Here is a 13880-nt window from a genome sequence, read left to right as displayed (position 1 = left end):
GCTCGGCCCATGCTGGCATGATTACAGCGGGCGAGACTACAATCCAAATCCACACGTTCGACTTACTTGGCTTACTTGATTTTTACTTGGAATCGCCATGATCATCGCATCACGTACCCTGGTCATTTTGTCTGCTTGCATTGCGATTTCGTGTTCTTGCGTCAACGCCCGTGGCGACGATGCATGGCCGGCGTTTCGTGGGCCAGACGGCGACGGGGTGGTGCGATCCGGCGCCGAGTTGCCGCTGCAGTGGTCGTCGGATAAGAACATTGATTGGCGTACCGAATTACCAGGCAAAGGTTGGTCCAGCCCCGTTTGTGATGACGGACGCATTTATGTCACCACGGCGATCCCCAGTGAATCCGGCAAACCATCCGAAGCAGCGGCGAAGGAGTTTTCGCTTTCGCTGTTGGCGATCGACGCCGCCACCGGCAAGTTGTTGAAGACGATTCCGGTGATGTCACAAACCAAAGATCGATCCCCCAAGATTCATTCCAAGAACAGTCATGCCAGCCCCACGCCGATCATCGACGGCGACCGGATCTTCGTTCACTTTGGTTACCAAGGCACCGCCTGCGTGAGCAAGCAGGGCGAGGTTTTGTGGACCAATCGTGATCTGTACTTCAGTCCTCAGCATGGCAATGGCGGATCACCCATCTTGGTCAATAACAAATTGATCTTTACCTGTGACGGTGACAAAGACCCCAAGATTGTTGCGCTGGATGCCGACACCGGTGAACTTGCATGGCAGACACTGCGATTGATCTTTGCGATTCGTACCTTTTCATTTGCAACCCCGACGTTGATCGAAGTCGATGGCCAAAAACAAGTGATCGCGCCTGGCAGCGATTGTGTTTTTGCCTTGAACCCCAACACGGGCGAAGTGATTTGGGACGTTCGCTACGATGGCTATTCGGTGATCCCAAAACCCATCTTTCATCGCGGACTTGTCTTTGTTTCGACCAGCTATGACAGCAGCAAATTGTTGGCGATTCGTCCGACCGGCACAGGAATCGTTACCGATACGCATATCCAGTGGCGTTCGAACAAGAGTGTTTCAAAGACACCCTCGATGGTTGCCGCTGACGGATTGATCTATTGGGTCAGCGACGATGGGATCGCGATGTGCGCCGAAGCCGACACGGGCGAGATTGTTTATCGCAAACGAATCGGTGGCAATTTTTCCGCGTCGTTGTTGATGTCCGGCGACCGCATTTATTTCACCAGCGAAGAAGGTGTCACCACGGTCGTCCGCGCCGGTCGCGAGTTCGAGGTGCTAGCGACCAATCCAATCGAAGAACGCACGCTGGCATCATTGGGCGTTTTTGAAGATTCGGTTTTACTTCGCACGGCAGACGCACTTTACCGAATCTCGCAGTAAAAAGCGGTTAGAATCAGGGCTGCTCGTGTTCCCCCCTCGCTGTTCTTTTTGATACCCGAGATGCCTTGAAGGACGTTTTGATGATTTTGGACCTGCGAAGCCATGCTCATGGCATGCTGCCCGTTTTCGCTTTGTTTGCACTTGGCTTTGCGTCACCGCTGGTCTCGGCCCAAACGCTTCGTTACCAACCCGATCCTGGAACTAAGTTCGCCTATCGTTTCGAGATCAGCGTCGATGGCGGAAGTGAAACGACGCATTACAAAGGGATTACGAAGTACGAGGTCGAAAGCCGGAACAAGGACCAAATTCAACTGACCTATCGGGGCGGATTGTCAGAATCGAAAAGCTACAAGAACGTTGATCGCGGCAGACGAGGTCCGTTTGGTTTCCGGTCGTTCCCGCCGTCGATTCCCAGTCCCTTTTCGCGACCCGCCTTTGCCGGCAAAACGCAAACGACCAACCAGATCACGCTGTCATCGCGAGGCGAAGTGATCAAATTGGTTCGCGATTCTCAGTTGCCCTTCCTGTTAGGCAATGTCTCGCTGATCCCCTTTGAACCGCTGCCGGAGACAGAGGAAAGGGAATGGCAGTTCGACTCGGGGATCGCGGTGACACAAAAGGATCGTCAAGATCGGTTCGGGCCTGGTGGTTTTGGCCCCGGTGGTTTCGGTCCAGGCGGCATCGATCCATTTGGCCGCAGGACCGACAATGACACCACACGCTCGGCGGTTGAAAAGACAAGCTTCCAGCTTCAACGGCAACAAGACGACTTGCTGGTCTTCAAAAAGGACTACGAGTTGAAGATGCCGGAAACCGAAGATGGTGTCGCCTATGAAATGTCCGGCTCGGGAACTTGGTCGTTCGATAAATCGGTCAACATGCCGGCGGGAATCGATTTCAAATACAAGCTGATCGTCAAAAGCAAAAATTCAACCACGACGTTGCCGATCTCGATGAAGTACGAGCGGCTATCGCAGCAGGAAATCGATGCGATCGAAGCCGAGGCAAAAAGAGTGGCCGAAGAACGCGCGATGGCGGCCGCCAAAGCCAAGGCCGAAGCCGAAGCTCCGCTGACCGAAGCACAAAAAGCGGATGCACTCGCGTCGCTGGCGTCCAACGACGCGGCACGTCAAATCCAAACGCTCGGTGAACTGGCCAAAAAGAATTTGTCCGATCCCGATCCGCAGATCGTCGCGGCGATGAGGCCGTTGGTCGATAGCGACGATGACAAGCTACGCAAAGCGGCCCATTCCGCGATGTTGCGTTGGGATGCCGAGTACAAGCGAATCGCAAGCCTGAAATCGGCCTACGATCGAAGCGGCGTGGTGGATGATACCAAACGCGAAGTCAATTTGTTGACGACGCTGTACGTGGGGCAAATCGTGCAAGTCAACGAGCATGGCCCATTCTGGAAACCTGCAACCATCGAAGAAATCCTGACGGACGGCCAAGTCCGTGTTGAACTTCGCGGTGGTGGCAATCGCAAGATCACGGTGGCTCGTCGCAAAATTCAACTGGCCCCGGAGGATCTTCCGCAGCCCAATAAGCCTGCGGCCACCGCGGCGGCAACACTGGCCACACAATCACGCACGTGGTCGGATGCAAGCGGCCGATTCAAGGTCGATGCGATCTTGCTTCGTGTCGAAGGGGCAAGCGTGGTCCTAAAACGCGCGGACAACCGCGAAGTCACCGTGCCGATCGTCAGCTTAAGCGAAGCGGACAAGGATTTCCTTCGCGAGCTGCAGCAACAGCGCGCCGCAGTCAAAAACCCGTTCGAACCCTAACCCGTTGACTTGCGGCAATCCGGGGTGAAGCTGCACGTACTGTTGAATGCCAAGTTCGAGTATAAACAGGGTTGTCGAAAGCCTGATTGCCGAATTCGAATCGATTGGGATTAACTCCATGAAACGCGTTTTATTGCTGACGCTGATTCCGCTGCTGCTGGTCGGTGGCTGTGGTCGTAAAAATCCGGTCGAGGAAATTTCTCCGGAAAAATCGAACGTCAAAGTCGTCGACGTTGCTGTGGACGAGACGAAACTACTGTGGCCAGCATGGCGTGGGCCGCAGCGTGATGGCGTCGTTCCGGATCAACCGTTGTTGACGCAGTGGGGCGAAGAGGAAAATGTCCTCTGGCGGACCAAGGTGCCGGGGCGCGGGCACAGTTCGCCGATCGTTGTCGCAGATTCGATCTATTTGGCTACCGCAATCCAAGACCAACAAAAACAACAAGTGCTTGCCTTTGATCGTGCGACGGGCCAGCCCAAATGGACTACCGATGTTCACACTGGCGGATTTCCATCGGAACGAGCGGTGCACCACAAAGCGACGCACGCCAACGGCACCTTGGCATGTGACGGCGTCCGGCTCTATACCGCGTTTCTCAATAACGACGCGATCATTGCCACCGCACTGGATCTGGATGGCAACATCGTTTGGCAACGTGAAATTGGCAAGTTTGTTTCCAAGTTTGGTTATGCACCGTCGCCAGTCCTCTACAAGTCGTTGGTGATTTTTGCGGCTGACAATATGGGCGGCGGCTATTTGGCCGCGGTCGATGGCGAAACCGGCGAGATCGCTTGGCGAGTGGCTCGCGGCAATCTCAGCAGCTATTCGAGTCCCACGGTTGCCAACGTCGGCGGCCGTGATCAATTGTTGATCAGCGGCTGTGACGCGGTGGCCAGCTTTGATCCGGCCACCGGCGAAAAACGGTGGAGCACACGCGGCACCGCCGAAGCGACATGCGGTACCGTGATCACATCCGGAGACCGAATCTATGCCAGTGGCGGCTATCCCGATAAAGAAACTGTCTGTCTTTCCGCCGATGGAGAAAAGCTTTGGTCCGTTCGCACCAAAGTCTACGAACCCTCGCTGGTGATCAACAACAATCGTTTGTTCGCCGTCAGCGACGATGGGGTGGCCTATTGTTGGGACGCTGATTCGGGAGACGTGGTGTGGCGAGAACGTTTAGGTGGCAACTTTAGTGCCTCGCCAATCGTTTGTAACGACGTTGTTTACGTTTCCAATTTAGCTGGCAAAACATTTGTCTTCAAAAATGAAAACGACTCTTTCAAATTGATCTCCACCAACAAGCTTGGCGACGATACCTACGCGAGCCCCGCGGTGGCCGATAGCCAAATATTCTTGCGGATCGGAGTCGACAAAGGCACCAAACGTCACGAACAATTGGTGTGCCTAGGATCCGAGACGCCCTAGGCTATGTCCGAAAACCGTCGTAGCGGAAGTCGTCAAGACTTTCGGCAGCACGGCATCAGCCCTTGGAGATCGAAATTTTTTGCGGCTTGTTGATTTAGTCGTACGACGGACTTCCTAGTCCGTCGAATACATCATTGACGGACTAGAAAGTCCATCATACGACCCTTGCCGCAGGAAACTTCACTAAATCAACAAGCCGTTGACGAATTTCGCTACCGCGTTTCCGCCTCGGATGCGTTTTCCGGCAGAGCCAATCCCACGTTCATTGAATCTCTAACGATTTCATTTTTTGCTGAAGACTTTGGCGATGAATCCCCAGACGTCTCGCCGCCGCACTGACGTTATGTGATTCGGCGTCCAACGCCCTCAGGATCGCCAGTCGCTCGAAATCTTCGACCAGCCGGGTTCGCGCTTCGGTCAACGGCAGATCCAGGTACCGTTCAAACGGAACTTCGTCCTCGGCTCCGCGATCGAGGCTCAGACCAAGATCGCATCGCGTCACTCGATTCTCTTCGCACAACGCAGCGGACGCATGCACCAATTGTTGCAGTTCACGCACATTCCCCGGCCACACGTGTTGCAGTAGTGCCGTGATCGCTTCGTCCGAGATTGTCACATCCGCTGGCAGAAACCGGTTCGCTAATAGCAGGATATCTTCCTGTCTCGACCGCAGCGGAGGAATGAACAATTCGATTCCCTTTAGCCGGAAATACAAATCTTGGCGAAACACTTTGTCTTCGATTGCCGCTTCGAGGTTTTGATGTGTCGCACTGATCACGCGAACATCGACCTTGACTCCTTGCTCGGTGCCAACCGGTTGTACAATCCCCTCCTGCAACACTCGCAACAGCCGCGTTTGCACCGCCGCTGGCATGTCGCCAATCTCGTCTAAAAACAACGTGCCGCCGTCCGCCTGGCGGAACACGCCATCGCGATTGTGATCGGCACCGGTAAACGCGCCTTTGACGTGTCCAAACAGTTCGCTTTCAGCAAGTGACGCCGCGATCGCGGCGGTGTTCACGGCAATGAATGGCTTGCTCGCTCGATCGCTTCGAGCGTGCAGTTCTCGAGCGACCAACTCTTTCCCTGTGCCGCTTTCACCGCGAATCAACACTGGCAGCGAGGTTTTGGCTGCCTTTTCGATTTGCGTAAACAGCGTTCGCATCGGCCGGCTGGTGCCAAGCAGTTGGCCGAACTGCACTGATTCGCTGCCGTTTTCCAATTCATGCACTTTTTGTTGCAAGACAACCCGTTGCTGCGAACGTGCGGCCATCGAACGAATGTGCTGGACATCATACGGTTTGGTGACAAAGTCGGTCGCGCCTAGATGAACGCACTGGACAGCTAAGCTGACTTCGTTGTTGGCGGTCACGACAATGATCTCGGGCATCATCGTAGCGGTATCTTGTTGCAGCGACTGCAGCACAAACATGCCATCGTGGGTGGGCATGTTTAAATCCAAAAAGACCAGATCGGGGGCCTGCGTGCGAATCAGGTCAAGCGCGGTCTCGCCATTGTCGGCTTCCAGCACTTGTCGTCCTTCGGCACGCAGCGTCTTGGTCATCGCATAGCGAGCCGCCGGTTCGTCATCCACGACCAAAATTTTCATGTCAAATCCGCCTGCGGAATCGCGAGGTCATTTTCGGTTGTCGCAAGGGGTAGTTGCACGATAAACGTAGAGCCCGTCGAATCGCTTTCGTGCGCGATTTTTCCTGATAATTCTTTTACGCGTTGGCCTACCAAATAAAGCCCAAGCCCCGTTCCGTCGGTTTTTCCTGTTACAAACGGTTCAAACAAGTGCGATTGGACCTCACGGTCAATTCCCGGCCCGTTGTCGGCGACCTCGATCCGAGCGAAATCGGGCGTTGGCGGACTTGAATCGGCATCCGTTGGCGTGTCGCCGGACCCGAGCCGCGTCGTAATCCTCACTTCGCCATCGGGCATTCCCCGCACCGCTTCGATCGCATTTTTGATCAAGTTGAACATGATTTCGCTGAACCCTGCATCGGTGGACTCGATCCTTGCCGTCCCCAACTGCAAGTCGGTCGACAGCGCCACGCCATGTTGCCGAGCCAAATGCCCGAGAATCGACAGCAACCGCTCGATCACCACGTCCGGTTTCACTCCGACATGCTGTGAATCGCTCGGCTTGGAAAAATCAAGCAACCGCTGCGTCGTCGAGGTCAGCCGGTCAATTTCCGAGACAATCAGATCAATGTCGCGTTGGGAACCGCTTTGCGGGGCCAAGTCTTCTTTCAATAGCGTTGCGATCGTGCGAATCGAAGAGAGTGGGTTTTTTAATTCGTGAGCCAGCGAACCTGCCATCAATCCCAGCGTCGACAATTTCTCTTGTTGCACCGCCCGCCGTTCGGCCGATTGACGAGCTTGTTCGAGGATCCGATTTTGGATGGTCGCGGCAAATTGATCCACTAATAGTGAAATCGTACTGAGTTGTTCGTCCGACAGCAGTTCGCCGGTGCGTAGCGACCCGAGCATCAAATAACCGTCGACATCGCGATAGTGGACTCGGAACACGGCTGTCAAATCGGCGTCACGCATCCAATCGCAAACATCGGATTCATGGTCTCCGGAGCATTCGATCCAGCGGTCGGGGCAATCGTCAATCTTGCCACACAGCGTCAGCACTTCCTCGACGGCAAGTCGCTCGCAAATGATGTCACGTGTTTGCTCGTTCGCGACCTTGATGATCGAGTTGGCTTCGTGCATCGGTTTCGGTTCGTCGTGGTCGGACGAAGACGTCTTCTCGATAAAACACAACTTTGCGAATCGTAAATTAAATGTCTGCAAGATTCGTTCGGTAAACCAATCGGACAACGATTCGATCTCGTCGTCGGCGCGTCGTGACAGTTCGACCGACAATTGACGGGCAGCGTCACGGACTTTGACCACATCCAGTCCGACAAAGTACCGCAGCCCTTCGCGAAATCGACTTCTCAGCGGTTGATACGCCAATACAAGCGCGACCACGATCAGCGTTTCGAGCACGACGAAATCGAAGTGAAACTCGCGGCTGATCGAACTCATCATTGGCGAGATCGTCAAACGATGGAGATAAAAGATCGCCAGCAGAATCGCGCCGTAAACAAGCGTCCGCTCGAACACCATTGGCAGCAAGCGTCGTCGCACTAGGTACCATGCAAAAACCAACGTGGGTGCCAGTGGTGACAGATTCGTTAACAAGCGGAACGGAGGCTCGAAACGTGTTTTCTGAGCGACCAGCAGATAGACGCCGACCAAACCTGTGACCGTGATCAATCCGACCGAGAACTTGACCAAAAATGAACTGGCCCCGCGAGCGACTTGTTCAAGCCGACTGCGGTTTTTGATGAACATCCATGACGCCGTCAAATTGGCTGCGGTCAACCAAATTAGAAACGGCATGTGATAAGGACGCGTCGATTCAATGAAATCACGCGTTCCACTGTGCACGATCCCGGTCGCAATCGGGAGGATCAACAACACGGGCAAGTAGACTGCGATGTAACGGCGATTCAGACGCGGCCGAGCCTCGCCTCCGGTATGATTGATCCTTAGTCCAGCGTGCAAGATGCTGCAATTCAGTAGCAGCATCCCCAGCGCCATCGTGGTCATGCACATCGCATCGACGGCCGTTGCCGTGGTGCCCGTCGTGTCCCGCAGCAACGTATGTAGAAACGCACCGATATGCCACAACGTCGCTCCGGCCAACGCCCATTTCAGCCAGATCGCCGTCAGCGGTCGGTTGATCCGCTCCAATACGATCAACAGCAATACGGTGTCCACGACCGCCGCAAATCCGATACAAAACAGCTCGATTTGAGGCAACATGGGCGATAGCGAACCGAAGAACAAACGGAAAACGAGCGGCGAGTGATGATTAGTGCTGCATCCAGGTCCGACTTTTAGGTAGCCGACGAGGCCACGAGTCCATTACGCTCGGCTAGTTGCGAGGATTCGTTGCCTCGTCCACTACAGTCAAATCGCTGGATATCAAATTTAGATTGAGCACCGCGTTGGCCAAAACGGCTAACGCAAACTTTAATGCTGGTCGAAGCACTAGCTTAATCATACCTCGAATTCAGCACGGTCGCGGCGGTCCGACTCACTTTCAAAGCACCACCAACTCATCCTCGGCGACCTCATCGCATTGGTCCAAATGCCGCAGTTCGGCTTTCCCGTCGAAGTCACGGCCATTGCGAGTGATCTGTAACACCGCATCCCCGTCGGGGTGATTTAGGAGGTACGTCACCTGGTCGGCAGCATCGCCGATTTGTCGCTGCATCACCTTGAATAGTTCGCCTTTCAGCACCACCCGATCGCCTACTTTTAGCGAGAGCAATCGGCCTGCGGTGGGAGAAACGCGGATCCGATCCACGCGATACCATCCCACCACAAGGCTCCAAAACGCAGTGCCGAGTTTTCTGATCGTCCCGATCATGGTTTTTCGGCGGAAACTTGGTGTTTCAGCGCTTCCAATTCAGCGGCGACTCGTTCTTCGCGTTCTTGTCGCTCAAATTGTCGTTGCAATTCGTCGGCATTAGGATCCTTGCCATCCATTCGCTCCCACGCTTCGCTCATCGCTTCTTCGCGGTCCACTTTTTCTTCGAATCGATTGAATTGAGCGAATGCGGATTGGCGGTGCGATCGATCGAGCGTCGCGTTGATCTTTTGCGCCGACGAGGCTCGTGCCATCCGCGCGGCCAACAGAGTTTTCTTCTGTTTGGCTTGGCGGATTTTGTCTTCCAAATCGCGGACACTCTTTTGCAATTTTTCGACTTCGGTCCGCTGCCGCTCGTGGTCGCCGCTGTAGCGATCTGCACGTTCGGCCGCCGCCATCTTCTGCGCGAGGGCCGATTTCGCAGCCGACTCGTCGCCTCGTTTCATCGCGGTGCTGGCACGCTGCATCCAGACATCGACATCCGCACGCTCTCGTTCGGCGCGTCGTCGCATTTGGATTTCATCGGCCACCGCCTCGGCAACGCTCGCGCGAATGCGGTCGAGCTCCTCTTCCATGTCGATCACCAACTGATGCAACATCCGCTCGGGATCTTCGATTTTTTCTTTCAGTGACGTGACGCTCGAACGCATGACCAAACTAAATTGACTTAACCAGTTCATGATGATTTCCTTTTTAGGAGATTGAGAAACAAAAACAAAAGTGAGTGCGAGGGCGTCCACTACGATCGCCCATTAGTTCCAAGTCGCCAATTCAGCCGACAGGATGCGGATTCGCGTGATCAGTTTCTCGCGATGGTTTTCGCAAAACGCTGCTAACGCGATCACGGCAGCACCTAATGCGACGCCACAGATCCACAACAAACTGGGGTGATCCATCGTCGATCGAATCACCATGGCGACAAGGTCGGCCAGCAAGAATGCGGATCCGGCGTACATCAGTGAGCGAAGTCGCAAGCCGATCGCCGTCAGGATCACCAATACGCTCAGTACCATCAGCGTGAACATGTGTCCCCAGCTGCCTCCGAGGATGTCGAAGAGCGGCGAGACCAAGATGATCAGGGCACCGATGTAACGCAGCGGATCGTGTGATGAGGCAGGCAGTTCGCGTTTGAGTAACTCCACCCCGCCCAGCACCGACAAACCAAACGGCACCATGTAAAATTCGGGGGCGGTCCATCCCAGCACTCGCCATAGCAACATCAGTGCGACGTTGACAATGATGGCCGCCGCGATCGCAAAGCCGCGTTGGCGTTTGACAATCGACTGTTGAAAGTAAACGGCGGCGGCTAGCATCAACGACATCACGTTGAGTGCGGTTGAGGATTCATCGAACGCGCCCGAAATCTCTCGCACCGCTGCAAGCACCGCGACCAAGGCAGGCAAGGTTTGCCCGATCAACCGCATCGGACGGCGAGTGATCTGCAAACGTGGATGGGCGGCAGCAAGATGGTCGATTGTTAACGCGGTGATTGCGATCGCCGACATCACCAATTGACTGATTCCGGCTCCAACCGTGATCACCCCCTGAGAGAACAAAAACAACGCCAATGTTGCGGCGACCATACAAGCCGCCCATACTCGGAACTCTTGTTGGCGACGAATCGCTTGCAACACTTCGGCGACCACGACAATTGCAAACCCGAGCGTCATTGCCACGATTTGGGTGACGTCAAAGTGCATGTCGGTGAACGACAACAAGGTGAGAATGCCCATCCCCACTCGTAACGCCATCGCCCAATCACGACAGGGACTCGAATCGAGTTTCTGATGAGATCGGTCGAACAGCAGGGCACTGATCGCGGCCGTCACGAAGACAAACGGCAATGCAATTGCGATCGATCCGTTCAGCATGCTGGGTAGCACCCAACCACGGCACCCTGCGATCGTCGCTGCGGCGAGCAAGACATGGATGTTGGCGACGATCGCCACCAAGGCTGAAGTCGTTCGCTGCTGGTGTTCGCGGAATTGCATCCATAACACGGGTAAGGTGATCAAACCGACAATCCGTGCCGTGATGTCAAACGACATGCAGGAAATCACCAGCAACGCGAACAGCCACACGACACTGACCCCTTGGATCACCGAGGCCACGGGAGAAGGTGCATCGCCGCTGGCAATGTAGCAGGCCGACATCCACAACACGACTTGCACCACTGCCCACATCACTGGCAATGCAACTAGCGGGAAACTCAGTCCTGATGAAATCAGCACCGCGGACGCAACCAGTGGCAAGATCATGCATGCCAATCCCGACGCCAATCGGCTGCGTTGAATCACGGCGACCGCCAATAACCACAAGCTAACCAACACTGTCGACATCCCGATCGATCCCAATGCCGCCGCCGGTTCACCTAGCAACAGCAAGTGAGTTTTCAGCAACAGCGGGATGTGGACTGCAACGACTAGACACGACAGGGCAACAAAACTCAGGTCAAAAATTGGCACAACAAAAGCTTGTGCCCGTCGCATCCAGCCAGTCGAAGAGGAGAGGGAAACGGAAACCGTTGTGAACCGCTCGGAATCAAAACCAAGCGTGTTTCGCAGTGCCGCGATTGACGTCGCCTTGGAAATCGATCGAGTCGCCCGCATGAAGAGGTAAGCGGCCGTGGAAACGCCAATCGAAAGGTACGTCGTGTACATCAAACCATCGGCGACCGAGATTCCAAAGCCTGCCGCCCAACGTACCGCCGCATAGCTGGTCAAACTCCAGACACAAAGTCCCGAGTGGTACTGGGGATTTCGCAATGTGTACAACGCAAACGCGGCCATCAAAAAGCCAAACGTCATCAGCGATGCCTGTGTCATCGGTTCGACGAAATGAAGGATCGTTTCGCAAGCCCATACGAAGGAGACGATCGCGGCCAGAAAGCAGCCCAAGACTTGCGTCAAATTGCGATCGCTGCCATCGGATCGTTGGACCATCAACGAACCTGAGCCGGATACAGGAATACGGTTCAAAATCGCATCTGGAATACGCGTTGCCGTCATCATCGATGCCGCCGCGGCCATCAGCGTGGGGATCCAAATCGGCGATACGTCGATCCACTGCATCCCGTTCAGTGCCGGGATCGCTGCGACACCACTGACCATCGCACAGCCGAGCGAAATGATCACATAGCGGCGGTCCGCAAACGCTACGGCGAACACCAAGAAGGCGATCGTGTTGGCCAACGAGACCCAAAACGGTGATGCAAACGACATCCACACCATGTCGCTAATCGCAATCGCACACAAGAACACCGCGACCAAGGTCACAAAGTGCTGAATCGGTTTACAGAATTCGATCTGTCCGAGCTTGCGAAAACGATAGCTCGCGGCGGTCAGCAACCCGAGCAGCGGCAAGTAGGTGATTCCGTATAGCGTGATCGGCACTCGCTCTTGTTTCAGCGCTTCAGCGGTGGTGCTGCGAAGCGTGTGCACAATGTCGGCAAACAGCGTGGGGCAGCACTGGTAGGCAATGGTCGCGAAAACGAGACTGATCCATACGAATCCGCTATGGCGAGTGTCTTTTGCGGCCGCCCCCATCAGCACGGCGGCAAGGATCGATGTGGGGATCACCGCGTACGATGTATCACCAACATAGGAAAAACCGTAGAACGACAACCCAACGCCAAGAACCGTCAGAATCAATCCGCAAAACAGTGGCGTGATGATTGACCAAGGCAACGGACGGACGAGATCACCGGTTCGTTGACGATACACGTTTGCCACCGTGCGGGTGGTCAATAGCACCGTTGCGGATACCATCACACATCCCAGCCCGATCCACTGGATGGGGATCGCCGTAACGGTCTTGGTTCCTACCAAGACGACAAATTGCAGCCCCAGCATCACGATCGGCAGAAAGCCAAAGATGCGAGGCAGTTGATGAGTTTCGGCTAACCAAAATGTATGGCGATTGACCTTCATCACGCCCGCGGTGAACACCAACCAACATGCGGCGGTGAACAACATGGCAGCCATTGGCGATGACACGCTTGGTAGGGCTCCAGCGACACACAATGCACAGAAGCTGATCAAGAATGTGGTTTGGCGACCTCGCAAGAAATGGTCTAGAATGCGACTCGATGCAAACCACAACAACCCCGTGGCTGGCAACAATAACATCGCAAACTCGACCACTTGCCAACCTTCTTGCATCGCCGTCCCCGGTGACAACCACGTCAACGCAAGGAAACAGACCGGCAGCAGCAACAGCGTCAACGCGTACAGGACTCGGTAGGTCGCGTTGAGTTGCAAACGCTTGCGAGCAACATTGCCAGCGACAAAAACGAAGCCAGTGTAGGCCAAGATTGTCAGGTACTTAAGCGTCAGCGTCCAATCAGGCCACGCCTTGGTGACCAGCATCAAGGAGGAACCGAAGACGATCGCGGCGCCCATGACGAGCATCCACTTGATGTTCTTTTCTTGAAAGAAGCGGTTAAAGAAATTTTCCAGGAACGATGGTTGGTTGCGTGCTTCGCGAGCCAGTATCACCGGTTCATTTTGGAACGCATCCCCACCGCTGGACGCGGGAAACGAGGAATCGATCGTGTGAAAGTTTGCTTCTGACATGGCCTGAGTCCGCCCAAGTGAAGGAAGGAAAATCGTTGTGCTCTCTCCTCCTTAAACAAACCCCATGCCATGCCGCTGGGGAAAGTCGTATCCCGTTTGCAGGGTTGGACTTAGGCGGAATCGGTTTCGTCGCGATCAACGAAAGTGCAGTGGATCGACTGCAGTTAGATCGCAGTCATCTGACTGCGTTTGGAGTTGCCCAAGATTCGACGAATAGCAGGGTTAGACGAATAGCAGGGTTAATCGTTTCCGATCAACCGAGGCGAGCACGATG

Annotated in this window: 8 protein-coding genes; 3 read left to right on the top strand and 5 right to left on the bottom strand. The window is 54.8% G+C overall.

The features are described from left to right. Positions 1–97: 97 nt before the first annotated feature. The 3 genes from ABEA92_RS10920 (at position 98) to ABEA92_RS10910 (ending at position 4594) form a co-directional block, all read left to right on the top strand. Positions 98–1381, top strand: coding sequence for a PQQ-binding-like beta-propeller repeat protein (locus ABEA92_RS10920; protein WP_345683859.1), 1284 nt, complete (start codon positions 98–100; stop codon positions 1379–1381). A gap of 65 nt (positions 1382–1446) precedes the next feature. Then, positions 1447–3165 (top strand): SHD1 domain-containing protein, encoded by a 1719-nt coding sequence (locus ABEA92_RS10915; protein WP_345683858.1) that lies wholly within the window; start codon positions 1447–1449, stop codon positions 3163–3165. 118 nt (positions 3166–3283) lie between these two features. Further along, a complete protein-coding gene (locus ABEA92_RS10910; protein WP_345683857.1) occupies positions 3284–4594 on the top strand; it encodes an outer membrane protein assembly factor BamB family protein in 1311 nt (436 codons plus the stop codon). 262 nt (positions 4595–4856) lie between these two features. Here the strand turns inward: ABEA92_RS10910 and ABEA92_RS10905 are convergent, their stop codons facing one another. The 5 genes from ABEA92_RS10905 to ABEA92_RS10885 all read right to left on the bottom strand — a co-directional run bounded on the left by ABEA92_RS10905 (position 4857) and on the right by ABEA92_RS10885 (position 13606). After that, positions 4857–6203, bottom strand: a complete 1347-nt coding sequence (locus ABEA92_RS10905) for a sigma-54-dependent transcriptional regulator (protein ID WP_345683856.1) — start codon at positions 6201–6203, stop codon at positions 4857–4859. After that, the gene (locus tag ABEA92_RS10900) at positions 6200–8422 is read right to left on the bottom strand and encodes a sensor histidine kinase (RefSeq protein ID WP_345683855.1); all 2223 of its coding nucleotides are present in this window, start codon (positions 8420–8422) and stop codon (positions 6200–6202) included. Before ABEA92_RS10900 ends, ABEA92_RS10905 begins: the two co-directional genes overlap by 4 nt. A 280-nt stretch (positions 8423–8702) precedes the next feature. After that, positions 8703–9032, bottom strand: a complete 330-nt coding sequence (locus ABEA92_RS10895; RefSeq protein ID WP_345683854.1) for a hypothetical protein — start codon at positions 9030–9032, stop codon at positions 8703–8705. Beyond that, complete coding sequence (locus ABEA92_RS10890; RefSeq protein WP_345683853.1) at positions 9029–9712, bottom strand: PspA/IM30 family protein; 684 nt, start codon at positions 9710–9712, stop codon at positions 9029–9031. Before ABEA92_RS10890 ends, ABEA92_RS10895 begins: the two co-directional genes overlap by 4 nt. A 72-nt stretch (positions 9713–9784) precedes the next feature. Next, entirely contained in the window at positions 9785–13606 is a 3822-nt protein-coding gene (locus tag ABEA92_RS10885) for a hypothetical protein (protein WP_345683852.1), read from the bottom strand. Positions 13607–13880 lie beyond the last annotated feature (274 nt).

Source organism: Novipirellula caenicola (assembly GCF_039545035.1).
Taxonomy (GTDB): domain Bacteria; phylum Planctomycetota; class Planctomycetia; order Pirellulales; family Pirellulaceae; genus Novipirellula; species Novipirellula caenicola.
The sequence above is the reverse complement of the archived record's forward strand: the minus strand, read 5'-3'. Positions and strand labels throughout refer to the sequence as shown.